Genomic DNA, 19822 nt, shown 5'->3' with positions numbered 1-19822 from the left:
CGTGGGCCGCACCCGGTGCGGTTTTCGTGAATTGACGAGGTCGGCAGGCGATGTCCATCACGACGACCCTTGCCGGGGCCTGCAGGTGCGCGCAGGAAGTCAGGTTCCGCAGTAGGTCCGAAAACCGGCACTGAAGTTCTCAGGAGCAGGCAGGGCGTAATCCGCCCGGTCATCGTGTCGGTCGAACGGCGATGTGACGACCTCGAGCAGACGCTCGAAGGGCCCCAGATCGCCGGTCGTCGCAGCCTGGAGCGCAGCGTCGACCAGGTGGTTCCGGGGAATGTATGCCGGGTTGACGCGGTCCATACCGTCGGCGACGGATGAAAAGTCCTGTCCCCGAGCCGAAACCGCAGTCCGCCACCTCTCGAGCCAACTCCTGGAGGCGTCGGGTGGGACGAGGGAGTCGAACGGCACCGAGTTTCCGCGTAGGTTCTCGGCGAGGGCGCGGAAAGTCAGGGTCCAGTCGGCGCGGTGATCCGTGAGCAACCGATGCAGATCGTCGACGAGAGCGCCATCGACTGCACCCTCGTCCAGGCCGAGTTTGGCGGCCATCGCGGCGCCGTAGTGCTGTCGGTAGCGATCCCCGTAGGTGTCCAGGACCGCGGTCAGGGCGGTGATCGCGAGATCGGGAGTCGAATTCACCAGTGGCAGTAGTGTTTCGCCGAATCTCGCCAGATTCCACCCGAGAACGGCGGGTTGGTTGCCGTAGGCGTAGCGTCCACCGTGGTCGATGGAGCTGTACACCGTGGCGGGATCGTAGGCGTCCAGAAAGGCACACGGCCCGTAGTCGATGGTCTCGCCGGAAATCGTCGTGTTGTCGGTGTTCATGACGCCGTGCACGAATCCGACCGACATCCATTGTGCGACAAGGGACGCCTGAGCATCGACGACGGCCTCGAAGAATGCGAGGTAGCGATCCTCGGGTGCTCGCTCGACGAATTCGGGGTAGTGGCGGGCGATCGCGTAGTCCGCGAGGGTCTGCGCGAGTCCCTCTCGTCGGGCAGCGAACTCGAAGGTGCCCACCCGCAGATGGCTCGACGCCACCCTGGCCAGTACCGCGCCGGGCTGCGGACCTCCCTCTCGCACCACCCGTTCTCCGGTCGTGACGACGGCGAGTGAGCGGGTGGTGGGGATGTGCAGCGCATGCATCGCCTCGCTGATCAGGTACTCGCGCAGCATGGCTGCCACCACCGCACGCCCGTCACCACCGCGCGAGAACGGCGTGGCACCGGAACCCTTGAGATGCAGATCGACCCGACGGCCCTGATCGTCGCGAAGCTCACCGAGCAGCAGCGCTCGGCCGTCCCCAAGCAATGGCTGGTAGTTGCCGAACTGATGACCCGCGTACGCCATCGCCACGGTGGCGGTCTCGGTCGGAGAAACGGATCCGGACAGCACGCCGGCCCCGTCCGGAGTGCGCAGCGACGCAGGGTCGAGCGCGAGTGACCGGGCCAGGCCGTCGTTGAGGATCAGTACGCGAGGATCCGGTGCGTAGGTGCCCTGCCACGGTAAGGTGACGCCGGGGACCTGGTCGGCCAAGGTCGACTCGAACCCGAATGGGGGCAGGCTCGTGGTCGAAACGCCCGGTCCGAAAGATTCGCTCATGGTTCAGGGGTACCACGAATCGTGGCACCCAACCTCCCGGGGCTGCAGTCCGACTCCGATCAGCCGCGCGAGACTGCCGTCACGCGGGTGTTCTGCTCACCCTCGACGGTCTCGTACCCGGCCGCCGCATCGAAACGGATGTGAACCCGTCCGTTCTCGTCGTCCAACGACACCCGCGCCCGTACTCGATACACCTCGGCGATGAGTTCTTCGGTCAGCACGTCCGCAGGTGCGCCACCTGCGACGACCCTGCCGTCCTGGAGCACGAGCACCTCGTCGCAGAACATCGCGGCCAGATTCAGGTCGTGCAGCGCGACGATGCTGGTGATCGGCAGACGGGCGACGAGGGCCAGCAATTCGAGCTGGTGATGGATGTCGAGGTGGTTGGTCGGCTCGTCCAGCAACATCTCGCGAGGCTGCTGGGCGAGTGCGCGTGCAATGTGCGCCCGCTGCTGCTCACCGCCGGACAGCGTGCGCCACAATCGATCCGCCTTGCCGGTGAGTCCGGTCTGCGCGAGCGCGTCGTCCACTGCGTCGTCGTCGAGGTCGCTACCGCCGAACGCCCCGCGATGGGGGATCCGTCCCAGACGCACGACATCTCCGACCGTCACGTCGACGTCCGTGTGCGCGTGCTGTCCGACGACCGCGACGGCGCGAGCGATGTGCTTGCGTTTGAGCGAACCGAGCTCGGCACCGTCCAACTCGACGACGCCTGAGGTTGGCGACGCGGCCCCGGCCAGCAGGTGGAGCAGCGAGGACTTACCGGAACCGTTGGGCCCCAACAGGCCAACCGTTCGGCCGGGCGCGGGGTGCAGCGTCACTCCGTCGACCACGAGTGCGCCGCCGCGCTTCCAGGAGACGTTCGACGCGTGCAGTGTCATCGAATTCCTCTCTTGCGAGCCATGATTGCGATGAAGGCAGGGACGCCGACCAGTGCTGTTCCGACGCCGACCGGCAGTGGGGTCGGGGCGAAGGCGACTCGGGAGACGGCGTCGACCCACACCATGAAGATCGCGCCGATGACGGCAGTGGTGGGCACGAGGCGGCTGTGGTTGGGCCCCACCAACAGTCGCGCCGCGTGCGGAAGAATGAGGCCGACGAAACCGATGGCACCGGCCACGCTGACGAGTGTCGCAGTGATCAGGGCGGTTCCGACGAGCAGTGCCAGGCGCACCTTCTTGACGTCGAAGCCGAGCGAGGACGCCACCGAGTCTCCGAACGCGAATGCGTCGAGCACGTACGCGTAGTAGCAACAGACCACTGCGCCGATACCGGCAACGGTCACACAGAGCACGACGTCGTTCCATCGCACTCCCTCGAACGATCCGAGGAGCCAGAACATCACGCCGCGGGTCTCGTCGGAGTCCGCGAACGCGAAGATCACGAAAGATGTGAGCGCCGAGAACAACTGAGTGGTCGCGACACCGGCGAGGATGACGCGGTCGTTTCCGCTACCGGACATGCGGGCAAGGAAGAGCACCAACCCGAACGCAACGAGCGCACCGATGAACGCGCCGCCCGACAGACCGAGTGCGGCACCGCCGACACCGAGAACGCCGACCACCACGGCTCCCGTCGACGCACCCGAGGACACCCCGAGCACGAACGGATCCGCCAACGGATTGCGCAGAAGCGACTGCATGATGACGCCGCAGATCCCGAGCCCGACGCCACTGGCCGCAGCGACGAGTGCTCGGGGGAGCCGCTCCTCCCAGACGATCGCGTTCTTCGACGCTTTCACCGGCACATCGGTGACGCCGAGATGGTTGAGCACCACATCGCGAACGTTGACCAGCGAGATGTTCGCGGGCCCGAGCGTGATGGCGACGAGAACAGACACCACACACAGCACGACACCGCCCAGCAGAGCCAACCCCCAACGCCACAGGTCGGTGTGCGATCGCTGGGCGGTCCGCCGCGGGGTGATGGTCGCGGTCAGGACGACAGTCCCAGGTCGCGCAGTCCGGCCGACACCTTCTCGACGCCGTCGACGGCCCGGATCGACGGGTTCATCTCCGCGCCGTGCAGCGAGATGTAGCGCTTGTCGCGGACGGCGGCCATCGTGCTGGTGACGGGGTCGGACTCGAGGAATGCGATCTTGTCGGCGAGTAGGTCACCGGGGAAGCGATTGCGGGCCAGGTCACCCAGTACGAGGACGGTCGGATCCCGATCCACCATGGTCTCCCAGCCGACGGCGGGCCAGTCGTCGTCGGTATCGGCGAAGACGTTCGTCATTCCGACCGTTCTGGCGAGCAGATCGGCCGAGCCGCGTCCGCCTGCGATGTACGGGCTCTTGGTGTCTGCGAACCAGAAGGCCACGGACACATCGGCATTTGCGGTTCGCGCGGTGGCGTCGGCCATGCGGGTCTTCAGTTCTTCGACGAATTCGGCACCGCGCTCGTTGACGTCGAAAATCGCCGCGAGTTCGGTGATCTCCTGGTACAGCGACTCCATGGTGAGCGGCGTCGTCCGGGTGTTGCCCCCGTTGACGCTACGACCGGCGTCGCAGTCGGTGGGTGAAAGATACGTGGCGGCACCGGTTTCGGTGAAGCGCGAACGCTGCGCGACGCCGCCCTGCTCGAAGTGGCGTCCGAACGATGCGGTGACGAGGTCGGGTTCGGTATCGACGACGACCTCGTAGGTGGGGGCATTGTCGGCCAGTCGAGGAACCGCGGCGTTGGCGTCTGCGAGGTTGTCGCGGACCGGATCGGTCCAGGATGCGGTGCCCACCATCCGATCCTGCACACCGAGCGAGAGAAGGATTTCGGTGGAGTTCTGGTCGAGTGACACAACTCGCTGCGGGGCGGAGTCGAAGGTGACCGACTCGCCGCAGTTCTCGATCGTCAGCGGATACGACGTCCCGCCGTCGGTGGCCTCCGCGGTGGCGTCGGAGACCTCCTCGGATGCTCCGCAGGCGACGAGCGATCCGATCAGGGCGGCGGCGGCAGCGAGAGTGCCTGCGCGGCGACGAACGTTGAGCACGTGGAATGTCCTTCGGGTTAAGACAGCAACGAGCCGCCGGGGATTGCCCGACGGCGGCACACACCGAGGCGTGTATGAGCACAGGCTAACCTTTGTCCTGCGCCGATGGAAATCGTGGCATTCGATCGGGTCCGAAAGGACACGATGCGCGGCATACTCGTCCTATGGCCGACTTCAACCAGATGATCATCGACGAGTTCCGGAGCAACGGCGGACACGTGTCGACGGCGGGTTTCGGTGATGCGCTCGTCGTGCTGCACTCCATCGGAGCCAAGAGCGGTGAGATCCGGTTGAACCCACTCATGGCGATTCCGGAGGACGACAGCTGGCTGATCGTGGGCTCGGCAGCCGGCTCACCGAAACATCCTGCGTGGGTGCACAACCTGCGTGCACACCCCGCCATCGATGTCGAGGTTCCCGGCGACGGTGCCGTCCGAACCATCGCGGTGACCGTGTCGGAACTCCCCGACGACGAGTGGGACGCGAACTGGCAGAAGTTTTTGGACGCGTCCGAGGGCTTCGCGAAATACGTCGAGACGGCGGAGGGTCGTCGGTTCCCGATCTTTCGGTTGACGTCCGCCTGACTCACGACTTCGATCAGAGCGCCGTGCGCTCGAATACCGCAGCCAGTCCCTGTCCTCCACCGATGCACATGGTCTCGAGTCCGTAGCGAACCTCGCGCCGATCCATTTCCCGAAGAAGTGTCGCCAAGATTCGGGCTCCGGTTGCGCCGACTGGGTGGCCGAGCGAGATGCCCGACCCGTTGGGGTTCAGTCGCGGATCGGTGGGCTCGATCTCCCAGGTTCTGAGGACCGCGAGAGCCTGCGCTGCGAAGGCCTCGTTGAGTTCGATGACGTCCATGTCTTCGAGCCCGAGTTCGAGCCGACCGAGTGCGGCTCGCGTAGCGGGAACCGGGCCGATGCCCATCGTGCGGGGCGGGACGCCTGCTACCGCCCAGGATGCGAGTCTGGCCAGCGGGCGAAGGCCCAACTCGGATGCGACCTCAGGGGTCGTGACTACGCACAGCGCCGCGCCGTCGTTCTGACCGCTGGCATTTCCCGCAGTGACGGTCGAATCGGGGTCGACCCGCTGGCGTATCGGACGTAGTGAAGCCAAGCTCTCCATGGTGGTGTCGGGGCGCGGGTGTTCGTCGACGGCAACGACTGTGGGATCACCCTTCCGATTGGGAACCGACACCGGGACGATTTCCTCGTCGAAGACGCCGTTCGCTTGCGCGGCGACTGCTCGACGATGCGACAGCACTGCCAGCGAGTCCTGGTCTGCGCGTGAGATCGAGAACTCGGCACGTAGGTTCTCCGCGGTTTCGATCATTCCGCCGGGAACCGGGAAGTGCGCCCCTCCTGCGGTGACACGCGCGCGGGCCAATCGGTCGGCCAACTGGACCGATTCTGCCTTGACGCCCCATCGCATGCCGGTCGCGTAGAACTCGGCGTTGCTCATCGACTCTGCTCCGCCGGCCAGGACGAGAGTGCTGGCTCCGGTCTGAACCTGCATGCACGCGTTGATGACTGCTTGCAGGCCCGATCCGCACCTGCGATCGATCTGCTGCCCGGGAACCTCGATGCCCAGTCCGGCCTGCAATGCTGCGACTCGGCCGAGTGCGGGTGCTTCTCCGTTGGGTGATGCTTGGCCGAGGATGACGTCGTCCACGCGGCCGGCTTGAATGCCGGTGCGGTGCATTATTTCTCGGATGACAGTGGCTGCGAGTTCCTCGGGGGCTATGTCTCGGAAAACGCCTCCGAACCGTCCGACGGGCGTTCGAAGAGGTTCGCAGATGACGGCGTCTGGCATGTGAATTCCTTACTGGAGGTCGGTGTTCAAGGAGATTGAGTTCGGAACAGAGCCCGCCACGTCGATGCTGCGGCCCCGGCCAGCAGCCCGCCCGTGAGGTAGAAGACCGCACCCGCCCCGGCCGAGCCGGCGAAGGTGCCTGCGACGAGGGGGATGACTACTTGCCCGAGGCGATTGCCCGTCAGGCGAAGCGAGAGAGCAGACGCACGGTTCCGTGGGTTCACCAGTCCGGCAACCCAAGTCATGGTCAGGGGTTGAGCGAGACCCCAGAAGAATCCGGCGATCGCGATCAGTACACCCACTACCCATTGGTTCGGCAGGATCGGGACCAGAACCATGGGGAGAGCGGAGCAGAGGCTCCCGGATACCAGAAGCCACTGTCTGGGAGCCACTTTCAACAGCTGAGTGAGCAGCGTACGTGAGATGATGGCGGCGACGGAGCGAGCTGTCAAGATGACTGTCACGACTACGACGCTGTACCCGTACTGCTCGCCGAAGACCGGTAGGTACGCGGTCATCAGGTCCATGGACGTCAGAATGATCAAACTCGAAAATACTGCTGGACGCATGCCTTGTGTCGTCAACATCGTTCGTGTGGACTGTTTTTCGTGCTGCTTGCGCGCGCTGACCGAGGCCCCGCTGATACTCAGTGAGGGCGCCAACGTGAGGATCGAGGCCACGACCGCGACGCCGAACATGGCAACCAAGGCTCCCTGTGTGTCCACATGGCCGACGTCGCTGCGTGAGGCGATGAAGCCGACGATCGGTATTCCGATCGACTGGCCCACCGATATCCAGACCGTCAATCCACCGAAGCGCCGGTCGTAGTCGTCCGGTTTCGACCGGACGGGGATGTAGCCCTGGCTGGACACCATGGTCAGGATGTGGCTGAAGCCCAGTAAGATACAGCCGGCAGCCAGTACCACGATCCCCGAGCTCACGATGACGACTGCGACGGCGATGAGTGAGATCGCGGTGCCCAGGCGCAGCATGGTCGCCGCCCGGCGACCGTCGACCGCCCGTCCGATCTGCATCGCCGCGACCAGTGGAAGCAGCGAATACAGGGCCGTGAGGATTCCGACCGTCAGGGCATCACCGCCGAGTTCCAACGCTTTGTAGGTGATCATCACACGTACTGCTGCGTACACCGCCTGGATGAGTGCCGTTGTGGCACAGAGCATCACAAACCAAGACTTGATCATCTGCGCTCAGTGTCCCGTGCCGGTTTCGATGCGACCGACAGGGAGGTCACTCATTCGAGAAGTTCTCGATTTCGTCGGCTCCTGCAGCCCGAAGGTCGGGCTCCCGTTCGCGAATGCGGCTGGCGCGGGCCACGTGTTCGGCGGTCAGTCGCCCGGCCTCCTCCGCATCTCCTCGCTCGATCGCGGCGAGAATGCCGTCGTGATCGTGCTGAAGCTCGGCCGCATCTGCCGGTCGACGCCACACGGTGGTGCCGGGGGTGAAACGGGCCCACAGAAGTTCGAGGTGCTGAACGATCAGTGGGGACGTCTGGCCGTAGATGGCGAAGTGGAAGGCTCGATTGAGAACCGAGAGTTCGGCCGGAGTGCTGGTGCCCGCTTCCTGGGCGGCGGACAGCTCTGCATGTGCCGCGCGAATCGCGTCGAGTCCACGCGGCGTCATTCTCTCCACGGCCATTTCGGCGGCCGTGCGCTCGGCCGCGGCGCGGAGGCGATAGAGGTCGCGGGCGGTGTCCGGCGTCATTTCTCGTACCGACGCACCCTTGTGTGCGTCGTAGGAGACGACTCCGTCGGCTTCGAGCATGCGCAGTGCTTCGCGGACCGGTGTGGCGCTGACTCCGTATCGCTTCGCGAGAACGGTCTGTTTGATCAACTCGCCGGGCTTGATCGCACCGCTGGCCACGTCTTCCTTGAGGCGATCGACTACGTATTTCGTCCGGCTCACTGGCGGGGCGGAACTGGAGACGCTCATGCCGGGGACCTCTCTTCGTGCGAAGTGCGCTCTATTTTGTCTACACCATCGTGTGTCGACCTTACGCATAAACAGTCGGTTGCACATGGACTATGGACAGTAGACAACACTCTATAGAGTGTGTAACGTGCATCACCAGCGCAGGGGAGTGTGACCGGCAACTCGCTGTTCGATAACGATGTAGGCCCTTCCCACCGGCGAGACAATCACTGACGAGACCGATTACGGAGATGCGAATGAGCTCCCAGCACAATCTGACACTGGATATCGCCGACTGGATCGTGAGGCAGAGCAATGCCCCACTCCCGGGGAAGATGGATCATCATGTTCGGCGCATGCTCCTCGATCACCTGGCCGGCGTGGCCGCAAGCGCAGTCGGAGATGTTTCGCGCGCCGTCGGGGTGCACGTCTCGCGGTCCTACACAGGCTCCACCTCCACTGCGATCGGTCACGGTCGCACGTCTGCCCTGGGCGCAGCACTGCTCAACGGAACCAACGGCCACGGAATCGAGTCCGACGAGGGGTACACACCGGGTTCGATGCACCCAACTTCGGTGGTGTTCCCGGCCGTGTTCGCAGTCGCTCAGGAGCGCGGGATCAGCGGTGAGCGCGTCCTGATCGCCTCCGCCATCGGAATGGAGCTGGCGTGCAGAATTGCCGACGCAGGCCACCCCGCAACACGTAACCGCCATTTCCACAACACCCCGATCGCCGGAGTCTTCGGGGCGGCTGCCGCCGTCGCGGTTCTGCTCGAGCTCGACGCGAACGGCGTTGCCAACGCGCTCGGCCTCGCCGGCTCGCACGCCAGCGGCGTCTTCGAGTTCCTGGGCGGTTCGGCCGAGGTCAAGCGCTTCCATCCAGGCAAAGCTGCCCGTGACGGCATCGCCAGTGCCGACTTGGCCGAAGCCGGCCTGACCGGTCCCACCACCATCTTCGAGGGTCGTGATGGTTACTTCGCCGCCTATGCGGGGGACGAAGGCACGGACTGGTTCGCCGACACCCTCACCCGAGGACTCGGTGAGGACTGGGTTCTACTGCGCACCTACGTGAAGCCGTATCCGTGCTGCCGACACCTGCACGGTGCGATCGACGCAGTCCTGGCGCTCCGTAACGAACATTCCCTCGATGCAGCCGATATCAGCTCCATCGACGTCGGTACCTTCGCCATCGCCACCCGCCACGCAGGTCGAGTCCTCGACACCATCCTGCAGGCACAGTTGAGTCTTCCGTTCACTGTCGCCGTGGCAGCTGTTCGCGGAGCCGTCACCATGACGGACTTCGCCGAGACCACCCGACAGGACGCCGACATCGTCGCACTCATGGACGCGGTGACTGTTCGCCTCGACGAGGCCGCCGAGGCGTCGTACCCCAAGACCGGACGCCCGGCCGAGGTTGCGATCACCACCAAGGACGGACGTCGTTTGGTCCACCGCGTCGAGCAGCCGTACGGGGAGCCGACCAACCCCATGTCCGACGCCGACCTCGAGGTCAAAGCTCGCGGACTGGTCGAACCACTGATCGGTGCCGACGGAGCCAAGCAGCTGATCGAATCCTGCTGGAACTTCGACACCCTCACCTTCCTCGACGATCTCGACGCCGCAGTGCGCGCGTACTCCACCACCACCTAAGACATCCACTTCCGCGGGCAGCCGTCGGATACAGAAAGGACCTCTCATGGAGGTTGCAGTTCACGATCTCGAACTCGCCTACGGCGACTTCGTAGCCATCAAGAGTCTCGACCTGATCATCCCGGACGGCGAATCGGTCGTCCTGCTCGGCCAGTCGGGCTGCGGAAAGACCAGCACGATGCGCTGCATCGCCGGTCTCGAAATGCCTACCGGTGGAACCATTTCGATCGGCGACAAGACGGTGTTCGATGGCAACTCCGGAAAAGTGGTTCCGGTGTACAAGCGCAATGTGGGCATGGTTTTCCAGTCCTACGCCGTGTGGCCGCACAAGACCGTCCTCGAGAACGTGGCGTTCCCGCTGAAGATGAAGGGCGTGGCGAAGTCCAAGCGTCGGGCCGAGGCGCTCGCCGTACTCGAACTCGTCGGACTGGCGCACCTGGCCGACCGCGGAGCGAGCATGCTCTCCGGTGGGCAGATGCAGCGTGTGGCCCTCGCACGGTCCATGGCGATGGCCCCGAGCGTGCTCCTACTCGACGAGCCACTGTCCAACCTCGACGCCAGGCTGCGCGACGACCTTCGCGTCGAGCTCCGCAGGATCCAGACCGAACGTGGTCTGACGAGCCTCTACGTCACCCACGATCAGCAGGAAGCGCTTGCTCTGGCCGACCGCATCGCGATCATGCAGGAGGGTCGCATCAGTCAGCTGGGCACTCCCGAGCAGATCTACGGTTCGCCCGTGAGCGCCTCGATCGCCAGCTTCCTCGGCGTGACCAATGTCTTCTCGGTCGCGGCCGACTCGACATCGCGATCGCTTCATCTCACCGGGTCCGAGGTCGTGCTTCGGTCCGCCTCCGACGTGCCCACGGCGGCGTCGAGCGCCTGCATTCGACCGGAAGACATTCTCGTCACGCTCGACCAGCCCCGCGACGCTGCCTCGGCCGCAAGCCATTCCGACACCAACATCCTCGACGGCGTCGTCGAGATCGCTGTCTTCCAGGGATCGACCATTCGGTGCAAGGTCAAGCTCGACGGCGGAGTTCAGCTCGACGCCGTGTGCGCGCCGCCCACCGACGGTCTGCTGGCACCGGGTGCACGCGTCAAGGTCACCATCGCCGCGGATGCGGTCAAGGTTCTGCCCGACGAGGCCCCGGTTGCGGAATCCCGAGTGGCGGTAGCAGCATGAGTGCGTCACTCCTCGAGAAGTCGGCACCGGAGGCACCACTTCCACTCGTACCACGTAAGCGCAACAAGAAGATCGGCCGGCGCGGCAAGTTCGGCAGCCTTCCCCTGCTGCTCGTCGTTGCGTTCCTCGTGCTGGTACCTGCAGGCTTCGTCCTGCTTGCAGCGTTCAGTGAGACGGTCCCGCGCCCCGGAAGCATCTCGTTCGATCTCACGCTGAAGAACGTCGATGTCCTTCTCGAGGCCGGCGTCCTCGGAGCGACCGCGAACTCCTTGCTCATTGCGGTGTCCGCGACGGCAATTGCCCTGTGCATCGGCGGATTCCTGGCATTCATCACCGCCAGAACGAACGTCCGCGGAAAGTCCTTCGTCTTTCTCATCGGCTTGATGCCGATGTTCCTGCCGTCGTACGTGGGTGCATTGGCATGGTCGATTCTCGGAAGTCCGGGAGCGGGTCTGCTGAACGTAGCGGGCCGAGATCTGGGAATGGGAAGCCCGGTCAACATGTACTCCACCGGTGGCGTCGTCATGGTGTTCGCCATGTACTACGCGCCGTACGCCTTCCTGCTCATTCACGCCTCGATGTCATTGATGAACCCCGACCTCGAAGATGCGTCCAACGTGCACGGAGCGTCCACCTGGCGCACGATTCGCTCGGTCACCACCCCACTGGCGCTGCCGGCAATCATGGGTTCGGGCTTGTTGATGTTCATTCTGATCCTCGAAAACTTCCCTGTTGCACAGGTATTGGCCACCCCCGGCCAGATCGACACTCTGCCCACCTTCATCTACAGGTTGATGAACACCTCGCCCTCGCGCGGTAACGAGGCATCGGTCATCGCGATCGTTCTGGTCGCCGCCGTCATTGCGATCACCATCGTGCAGCGCAAGGTATTGGCCAAGCGTTCCTACACCACGGTCTCGGGCAAGGGAGTCAAGGCTCGCACCCTCGACCTCGGCAAGCTACGTACACCGGCACTGCTGCTGGCGCTGCTGTATTTCGTTCTCGCGATTGTGCTTCCGCTTCTCGCCCTGTTTTTTTCGGCCATCCGCAGCTCGCCGTACATGCAGTCGTTCGGTTCGTTGACCGAGCCGGGCGCATTGGATATCACCTCGTTCTTGGACGTGTTCTCCTCGGAGACCTTCCACACGGCAGCGACCAACAGCGTCCTGGTGTCCGTGATGGCGGCAGCAGGCGGAACCGTGCTGGCCTTCCTCGTCGGCTACACCGTCTACCGCACCAGTTCGTACGCACGCGGTCTGCTCGAAGCGCTGTCGATGGTGCCGTTGGCCATCCCGGCAATCGTTCTCGGAATCGGACTGCTCTGGACGTGGTTGGTCATGCCGGTGCCCGTATACGGCACGCTCTGGGTTCTGATCATCGGATTCGTCGCGGTGCAGATGCCACAGGGATTCCGCGGTATCGCTGCTGCGATCCAGTCGACCGATCGCGATCTGGAAGACAGCGCAGTTCTGTTGGGAGCACGCCGCTTTCGTGCCATCAGCTTCGTCACGATTCCGCTGCTCCGCGTCGCGGTGTCCTCGACGTTCCTGATGCTGCTGATGCTCAGCATGCGCGAGCTCACCGTGCCCCTGTTCCTGTACACCACCGACACCCGCATACTCTCGATCGCCATCTACGACCAGTTCGAGAACGGTGGAGCGCTCCGCGAGGCTTCCGCGCTGGCCCTGATCTACTGCGCGATCATGTTCATCCTCAGCTACCTGCCGCGCCGGATCGGTGCCAAAAGTGGGTCCGGTCATGCATAACGCAACCGGCTCGAAAGGAATCGAAATGACTACTCGAAAGGGACGTCTCCCACGGCTGGCCGGAGCCCTCGTGGCAGCGACCGCACTCGTCGTGACGCTGACAGCGTGCGGCCAGGAAGGCGGCGGCAAAGACGAGCAAGCTCGCGAGCTGTATCGGGCATCGGAGGTCGACACCAGTAACGGTCTCGTGATCGACGGAGAACTCGTCGCGGACAAGGCCCTCTGGGATGCGGCGCAGGGGGGAGTTGTCAAGCTCTACTCCGGCACCGGAAAAGAAGCCGAAGACCTCACTGCAGCCCGATTCAAGCAGGAGACGGGCCTCGATATCGAGCTGACGCGCCTGCCGACGAACAAGCTCGCCGAACGTGTTCTGTCCGAGCAGGGCGCAGGCAAACTCGGTGCCGACATCGCGCGAGTCACCGATCCGCGCGTGGCGAAGCAATTCTCTGAGCAGGGTGTATTCGTGCCGTATGCAACGCCTTTCGACGATCTGCTTCGTCAGCAGAACACCGGTTTACGCGACACCTATCTCAACTGCTACTACTTCGTGAACGCAATGGGATACAACGACGCGATCATCGAAGAGGATCAGCCCACCCAGTGGGAGGATCTGACCGACCCGAAGTACAAGGGAAAGCTCGGTGTCGTCGCGGTGACCACCGGCGGAACGCTGAATGCGCTGGCCAACTTCCAGATCTCCACACTCGGCGAGGACTTCTTGAAGAAGCAGGGCGAGCAGAATCCACGCATCTTCGATTCGACGTCCACCGAGGTCGATGCGCTTGCTCGTGGTGAGATATCCATCGCATCGCTGAGCTTCAACAACGCTTTCGCGGCCGAACTCGCAGGTGCGCCTCTCGAATTGGTGATTCCCGACAAGGGCGTGTCGGCGTCGGAAAACTTGATGGGCATGACCGCGAACGGTCTCGCCAATCCCGCTGCTCAGGTGTTCATGAATTGGACGATGTCCAAGTCCGGACAAGGATTCGCAGCGGCGCAGGGGTTCGTCCCGGCGCGTACCGACATGGACCCGATCAAAGCGGGCGACAAGTACCAGCTGCCGCAGGCAAATTCGCCGCAGTTCCATCTCTTCACCGAAGAGGAATACGACGAGTTCGCAGCGCGAGACGAAGAGATCTGGAAGCAGGCGTTCGGTTACATGGGCTGATCCGGCCCGAATCGAGAGCGATCTCGCAGACTTCATGAATCTATAGAATATCGAGAGAAGGACAATCATGACCGCAGTGATGACCGACCGTGATGCACTGGTGGATTCGGTTCGCGCCTTCGCGAAACGGCACCTCGCCGACGGAGCCCTCGAACGGGCCCATGACCCCGCGTACTCGTGGGACATCGCTCGCCTGCTGGGCGCGCAAGATCTTCTGGGCCTGACCATCGCCGAGAAGGACGGGGGCCAGGGAGCATCGTTGGCTGACGCGGTGGCCGTCATCCAGGAAGTTGCTCGTTCGTGCCCCAAGAGCGCAGACATTTTGCAGGCCGGTAACTTCGGCGCGATCCGTACCTTCGCTGAGTTCGGTACCGAGGAGCAGAAGCACAAGTACCTGCCGGACCTGTTGTCGGGCAACGCCCTGATCAGCCTCGGCATGAGCGAGCCCGGGGCAGGTTCGGCTGCGACCGAGCTGGAGACCTCGGTGACCGAGGACGGTGACGGGTATCGGCTCAACGGCACCAAGATCTGGGGCACGCACAGCGTCGACGCCACGTTGTTTCTGATCTACGTCCGCTTCGGCCCCGGCACCCGCAACATCGGCTCCGTTCTCGTCGAGCGCGGTGCCGAAGGGCTCTCGTTCGGGAAGCCGTCGAACTACATGAGCGGCGAGCAGTGGTGCCAGCTCTACTTCGACAACGTGTGGGTCCCGCGCGAGAACATCCTGCTCGGACCGGGTGGGTTCAAGAAGCAGATGAGCGGGTTCAACGTCGAGCGCATCGGAAACGCCTCGCGCGCATTGGCTTTGGGACGACTGGCCTTCGATACCGCGCGTGCACACGTGAGTGAGCGGACCCAGTTCGGCCGTACCCTCAACGAATTTCAGGGCCTGCAGTGGAAGTTCGCCGAGGTAGCGGTTGCCCTCGATGGCGCCGAACTGCTGCTCGAGCGTGCCGTCCGTAATGCCGCGGCCGGCCTGCCGTCCGCGTACGAGACCTCGGTGGCCAAGCTCGCCGCCAATGAAGCAGGTTTCCTCGCCGCCAACGAAGCAATGCAGGCCATGGGGGCCCTGGGCTACAGCTCCGAGTCCCTGGTCGAATACTGCATGCGTCGTACCCGTGGCTGGATGATCGCGGGCGGATCCATCGAGATGTTGAAGAACCGCATCGCCGAAGAAGTGTTCGACCGGAAGTTCAGCCAGCGCGCACCGAGGCAGGAAGACGCCCGATGACCTCGACACCAGTCGCGGTGCGAGGCGTGGTTTCCTACGAGGTCGAGGACAGGGTTGCGGTTCTGACGATCGACAATCCTCCGGTCAATGCGAGTAGCGCAGCGGTTCGGCGAGGTCTGTTGGACGGGCTCGGTGCCGCGAATGCAGACAGTGCGATCGATGCGATCGTTCTCCTCGGAGCGGGCAAACATTTCGTGTCCGGTTCGGATCTGCGAGAGTTCGACGGACCCGTCCCCGAGCCGACACTGCCTACCGTCATCGCGGCAATCGAGGCCTCTGCCAAGCCCGTTGTCGCGGCTATCTCCGGCTCGACGCTGGGCGGTGGCTTCGAGCTGGCGCTCGGATGTGACTACCGAATCGCTGCGCCCGGGACCGTCGTGGGATTGCCGGAAATCGGCCTCGGAATGATCCCGGGTGCCGGCGGCACGCAGCGACCGTTGCGCATCATCGGACCCTCACGAACGCTGGATCTGATCACCTCCGGCAAGTCCATGCCGGTGCGATGGGCAGCTGACAACGGTCTCGTCGACAGCCTTGCCGACGGTGATCTGCGCTCTGCTGCAGTCTCTTTCGCTAGGAATTGCTCGGGCAAGCGTGTTCTGATGGACCTTCCGGTCGTATCGGTCGATGAGCCGGGTGAGTTCGAGCAGACGGCACACGCAGTGCTGACGCGGGGACGCGGACGACCGCAGTACGCGGCGGCGGTGACAGCGATTCTGAACGGCGTGGCGCTGTCTGCGCCGTCCGCGATCGCCTTCGAGCGAGCCGAATTCACCAGACTGCGCAACGGTCCTGAAGCGGCGGCTTTGCGTCACCTGTTCTTCGCTCGACGTGAAACGACGAAGGCGAACAAGCCGACGTCGCCGAGGGAAGTCGACTCGGTGGGTGTCGTCGGCGCGGGAACGATGGGAGCCGGCATCGCCCGCGCCTTCGTCGAGGCGGGGAAGTCCGTGGTCCTCGTGGACAGGGATCCCGACATGGCGGTGCGGGCAATCGAGAAGTTGCGTTCGACGTACGAGCGGTCGGTCGCACAGGGGCGGCTGAGCACGCACGATGTCGACGAGCGCATGATGCTCCTGAGCCCCGGTCGTTCGGTCGAGTCCTTGGACGAATGCGACCTTGTCATCGAGGCTGTCTTCGAGGACATGGCGGTCAAGAAGGAACTGCTGCAACGACTTCAACATGTGGTTCGTCCGCACGTCACTCTGGCGACAAACACGTCGTATCTGGATATCGACGAGCTCGCGACGGCGGTCGATCGTCCCGGTCGGGTAGTGGGTATGCACTTCTTCAGCCCTGCGCATCGCGCGGCGGTCCTCGAAGTGGTGCGAGGGCGCGAGACGTCACGTGAGGCATTGGACCGAGCGTTGACAGCGGCGACCGTGTTGAAGAAGCTGCCGATCGTTGCGGGCGTGTGCGACGGGTTCATCGGGAACCGGATCTACAACGCCTATCGTCGCCAATGCGAGCTGATGCTGGAAGAGGGTGCCTACCCGGAGCAGGTCGACCGAGCGTTGGTCCAGTTCGGTTTCGCGATGGGCCCGTTCGCGGTCTCGGACATGTCTGGACTCGACATCGCCTGGCGGATGCGGCAGGCGAAAAAAGCCGATCGCAATCCTGCCGAACGCTATCCGGACGTCGCGGACGCTCTGTGCGAACAGGGCCGATTCGGCCAGAAGACCGGCGCGGGTTGGTATCGGTACGTCGACGGTTCTCGAACCCCGATCTCCGACCCTGCCGTCCACGAGCTGATCGATCGATCCTCGTCGGGCAAGGGCATCGAACGGAGTGCGTTCACCGACGACGCCATCGTCGACCGTGTGCTTCTGTCGATGGTCAACGAGGCTGCACTGTTGCTGCAGGACGGAATTGCCGATCGTTCCGGCGATATCGACCTGATGCTGACACTCGCCTATGGTTTTCCCTCGCATGTCGGCGGCCTCGGGCCGTGGGTGTCGAACCAGGATCCTGCACAGCTCTCGGAACGGCTCGAGCGTCTTGCCGCGGTGGTCGGACCAGGGTTCACTGTCGGTGACCCAACCGTTCTGCGTACGTAGCCGAGCGATGCACGATCACAGCCACCTCGATCGCGGTCGAGGTGGCTGTTGTCGTACGGACTATCGACCGGCCTCACCCGTGCTCGACGAAACGTCCATTCGCCGAAATTGTTTCGGCAGTGCGCAAGAGTTGGGGTACCACGTCGTCGCGGAGGGTCTCGACGGACATCCGCGCGGAGTTCGCCGACACGTTCAGGGCCATGATGGTACGACCCTGCCGGTTCTTGATCGGCACCGCGGCAGAGCGCACACCTTCTTCGCGTTCACCGTCGATGATCGCGTAGCCCTGATCTCGTACCCGCGCGAGTTCGCTGCGAAGATCGTCAGGGTCGGTGATGGTCGTCGGGGTGAGCCGGAGCAATTCGGTCTTGTCGAGGTAGGCGTCGAGTTCTGCCGCCGACAGTCCTGAGAGCAGTGCCCTACCCAGCGAGGTCGGATAAGCCGGAAGTCGTGCGCCCACAGTCAGTGTGATCGTCATCGACCGTGCGGCAGGGACACGAGCGACGTAGACGATGTCGGGTGAATCGAGCACAGCAAGTGAAACCGACTCGCGCACTGCATCGGCAAGGTCCCTGAGATACGGCAGCGCATGGTCCCAGATCGGGGTGGACGAAAGGTAGGCGTAACCGAGTCGCATCATCTGCGGGGTGAGCGCGAACCTTTTGCCGTCCGGCTGCGAGGCAAAGCCCAGCCTGCACAGCGTCAGCAGAAGACGCCGAACGGTAGGTCTGGTCAACCCCGTGAGTGCGGCAGCCTCCGAAATGGTCAGCGTCGGGTGCGACGCGCTGAACGCTTCGATCACTTGGAACGCCTTGCTGACCGACTCGATGTAGTCGGGATCGTCTCTCGGCATTCCTCTGTGCGCTCCTGTCGATCGGATGGTCGTGACCGACCCTCACTGTCGCCCATCGTAGCCAGCACTCGGCTGCTGTTCAGGCAGCCGAGTGTCGATTCAGGCGATGTTGCCCGCTCGGCGGCCGAAGACGGCACCCGCAGCGAGCCCGGAACCGCCAGGATAGTTTCCGCTGAACAGCCCACCGAGCATCTCTCCGCAGACCAGCAGACCGGCGATGGTCGAACCGTCGTCTCGACGGACGCGGCCGTGGGTGTCGGCGGCCAGACCACCGAAGGTGAAGGTGATTCCGCAGGTGACGGGATATGCGTAGAACGGCGGGGTTTCGATCGGTGCGGCCCAGTTGCTCTTCGGTGGCTGCACTCGTGCGGCGCGGCCGTCCTTCACTGTGGGATCGAACGTGATCGATCGGTCGATCGACGCGTTGAATTCGTCGATGGTCGTCTCCAACCCTCGAGCGCCGATGCCGAGAATGCGGGCCAGTTCGCCGACCGAGTCGGCCACCGTTTCCGAGACTCCCGGCATGTCGTATTCCTCGGTTCTGAGCATCGGACGCAGAGCGCTGTCGAAGATCTGGTACGCGATGAAGTCAGGTTGAGCGAGAATCTCCTTCCCGTACTTCGCGTAGGTGTAGTTGCGGAAATCGGCTCCTTCGTCGAGGAATCTGTCCCCTCGATTGTTGACGACGATTCCGAGTGGATAGGACTGCCGAGTCAACCGGTTGGTCAGTTCGCGATTGCTTTCGTTGTTCTCCGCCAACGCATCCCATGCCGTGCTGTGGCAGGTCGTCCAGTCTCCGCCCTTACCTGCACCGATCGAGAGGGCGGCCGCGAGAACCTCGCCGGTATTGAGTGGTGTGCCTCGTACCTTGGCGTGGGACCACCCTGCCCCCAGATGCTGTTCGCGCATCTCGGCGTCGGCTTCGAAACCGCCTGCGGCCAGCACAGTCGACTCGGCCAACACCGTTCCGGCGCTGCCGTCGGATCTACGAAAGCGCACTCCGGTGACGCGGTCGTTGTCGTAGATCAGGTCGGTGACGGAGTGGCCGTAGCGGATATCGACGCCCTCGGCCAGCGCGACGCGGGTGTGATCGGCAATCAGGCCCTGACCACCACCGGTGTTCCCGATGTGCAGCCCGCCCCAGAACTGATACGTCCCATCGGGAAGCTTATAGGCCTGACGCTCGTACATCAGGCGATAGCGCAGACCGCGCTGATGCAACCACCGCACACAATCCAAACTCTCGTGTACGAGGACTTCGGTCAAGTCCGGATCATTGCGCCCATCAGTGACTTTCGCCAGATCCGCGGCGTACTCGTCCGCTGAATACGGGGGCACTTCGGTGACGGTATGCCGCTGGTCCTGATCGATCAGATCGGCGATATCGGCCAGCCCGCGATGTGCGATACGGGTGGCACCGGCTGTGTAATAGCTGTTGCCACCCGATTCGCTCTCGTTTCCTTTTTCGAGCAAGATCACGCGCCGTCCTCGCGCCGCGGCCGCGTGGGCGGCAGTGAATCCTGCGTTGCCGCCGCCGACTACGACCACATCGGTCGTATGGTCCTGTGCATCGTTGAGTGTCATCGA

16 protein-coding genes are annotated in these 19822 nt (G+C 63.8%); 7 read left to right on the top strand and 9 right to left on the bottom strand.

The genetic code is table 11. The features are described from left to right. Nucleotides 1-99 precede the first annotated feature (99 nt). The 4 genes from CH274_RS05045 to CH274_RS05030 form a co-directional block, all read right to left on the bottom strand. On the bottom strand, nt 100-1605 hold the full coding sequence (locus CH274_RS05045) for a protein adenylyltransferase SelO (RefSeq protein WP_094656897.1): 1506 nt from the start codon (nt 1603-1605) through the stop codon (nt 100-102). A 59-nt stretch (nt 1606-1664) separates the two neighbouring features. Further along, on the bottom strand, nt 1665-2486 hold the full coding sequence (locus tag CH274_RS05040; protein WP_094656898.1) for an ABC transporter ATP-binding protein: 822 nt from the start codon (nt 2484-2486) through the stop codon (nt 1665-1667). Continuing rightward, on the bottom strand, nt 2483-3448 hold the full coding sequence (locus CH274_RS05035; protein ID WP_094656945.1) for a FecCD family ABC transporter permease: 966 nt from the start codon (nt 3446-3448) through the stop codon (nt 2483-2485). Before CH274_RS05035 ends, CH274_RS05040 begins: the two co-directional genes overlap by 4 nt. Nucleotides 3449-3540: 92 nt before the next feature. Further along, nucleotides 3541-4587 (bottom strand): ABC transporter substrate-binding protein, encoded by a 1047-nt coding sequence (locus CH274_RS05030; protein ID WP_094656899.1) that lies wholly within the window; start codon nt 4585-4587, stop codon nt 3541-3543. Nucleotides 4588-4751: 164 nt separating this feature from the next. On the opposite strand from CH274_RS05030, the gene CH274_RS05025 reads away from it, so the two are divergent. Further along, nucleotides 4752-5171, top strand: a complete 420-nt coding sequence (locus CH274_RS05025) for a nitroreductase/quinone reductase family protein (protein WP_094656900.1) — start codon at nt 4752-4754, stop codon at nt 5169-5171. A gap of 13 nt (nt 5172-5184) precedes the next feature. Here CH274_RS05025 and CH274_RS05020 read toward each other — a convergent pair whose 3' ends face one another. The 3 genes from CH274_RS05020 to CH274_RS05010 are packed head-to-tail and all read right to left on the bottom strand — an operon-like array spanning nt 5185 to nt 8349. Further along, entirely contained in the window at nt 5185-6399 is a 1215-nt protein-coding gene (locus CH274_RS05020; RefSeq protein ID WP_094656901.1) for an acetyl-CoA C-acetyltransferase, read from the bottom strand. 26 nt (nt 6400-6425) lie between these two features. Then, nucleotides 6426-7598: an MFS transporter gene (locus tag CH274_RS05015; protein ID WP_094656946.1), complete on the bottom strand. Its 1173-nt coding sequence runs from the start codon at nt 7596-7598 to the stop codon at nt 6426-6428. Between the two features lie 49 nt (nt 7599-7647). Beyond that, the gene (locus CH274_RS05010) at nt 7648-8349 is read right to left on the bottom strand and encodes a GntR family transcriptional regulator (RefSeq protein ID WP_032405656.1); all 702 of its coding nucleotides are present in this window, start codon (nt 8347-8349) and stop codon (nt 7648-7650) included. A 236-nt stretch (nt 8350-8585) separates the two neighbouring features. Between CH274_RS05010 and CH274_RS05005 the strand changes: the two genes are divergently transcribed. The 6 genes from CH274_RS05005 to CH274_RS04980 all read left to right on the top strand — a co-directional run bounded on the left by CH274_RS05005 (nt 8586) and on the right by CH274_RS04980 (nt 17382). Next, nucleotides 8586-9977 (top strand): MmgE/PrpD family protein, encoded by a 1392-nt coding sequence (locus tag CH274_RS05005; protein WP_094656902.1) that lies wholly within the window; start codon nt 8586-8588, stop codon nt 9975-9977. A 46-nt stretch (nt 9978-10023) separates the two neighbouring features. Next, on the top strand, nt 10024-11160 hold the full coding sequence (locus CH274_RS05000) for an ABC transporter ATP-binding protein (protein WP_094656903.1): 1137 nt from the start codon (nt 10024-10026) through the stop codon (nt 11158-11160). After that, nucleotides 11157-12926, top strand: coding sequence for an ABC transporter permease (locus CH274_RS04995; protein ID WP_094656904.1), 1770 nt, complete (start codon nt 11157-11159; stop codon nt 12924-12926). Before CH274_RS05000 ends, CH274_RS04995 begins: the two co-directional genes overlap by 4 nt. 25 nt (nt 12927-12951) lie before the next feature. Continuing rightward, complete coding sequence (locus CH274_RS04990; RefSeq protein WP_094656905.1) at nt 12952-14094, top strand: ABC transporter substrate-binding protein; 1143 nt, start codon at nt 12952-12954, stop codon at nt 14092-14094. 67 nt (nt 14095-14161) lie between these two features. Then, nucleotides 14162-15325 (top strand): acyl-CoA dehydrogenase family protein, encoded by a 1164-nt coding sequence (locus tag CH274_RS04985; protein ID WP_032405660.1) that lies wholly within the window; start codon nt 14162-14164, stop codon nt 15323-15325. Next, nucleotides 15322-17382: a 3-hydroxyacyl-CoA dehydrogenase NAD-binding domain-containing protein gene (locus tag CH274_RS04980; RefSeq protein ID WP_094656906.1), complete on the top strand. Its 2061-nt coding sequence runs from the start codon at nt 15322-15324 to the stop codon at nt 17380-17382. The genes CH274_RS04985 and CH274_RS04980 overlap by 4 nt, the downstream gene beginning before the upstream one ends. 73 nt (nt 17383-17455) lie before the next feature. Here the strand turns inward: CH274_RS04980 and CH274_RS04975 are convergent, their stop codons facing one another. Both CH274_RS04975 and tcuA read right to left on the bottom strand, forming a co-directional pair. After that, on the bottom strand, nt 17456-18235 hold the full coding sequence (locus CH274_RS04975) for an IclR family transcriptional regulator domain-containing protein (protein ID WP_094656907.1): 780 nt from the start codon (nt 18233-18235) through the stop codon (nt 17456-17458). A gap of 99 nt (nt 18236-18334) precedes the next feature. Next, complete coding sequence (tcuA, locus tag CH274_RS04970) at nt 18335-19819, bottom strand: FAD-dependent tricarballylate dehydrogenase TcuA (protein WP_094656908.1); 1485 nt, start codon at nt 19817-19819, stop codon at nt 18335-18337. Nucleotides 19820-19822 lie beyond the last annotated feature (3 nt).

Origin of the sequence: Rhodococcus sp. 06-418-5, assembly GCF_002258285.1 — a bacterium.
Classification (GTDB): Bacteria; Actinomycetota; Actinomycetes; order Mycobacteriales; family Mycobacteriaceae; genus Rhodococcoides.
The sequence above is the reverse complement of the archived record's forward strand: the minus strand, read 5'-3'. Positions and strand labels throughout refer to the sequence as shown.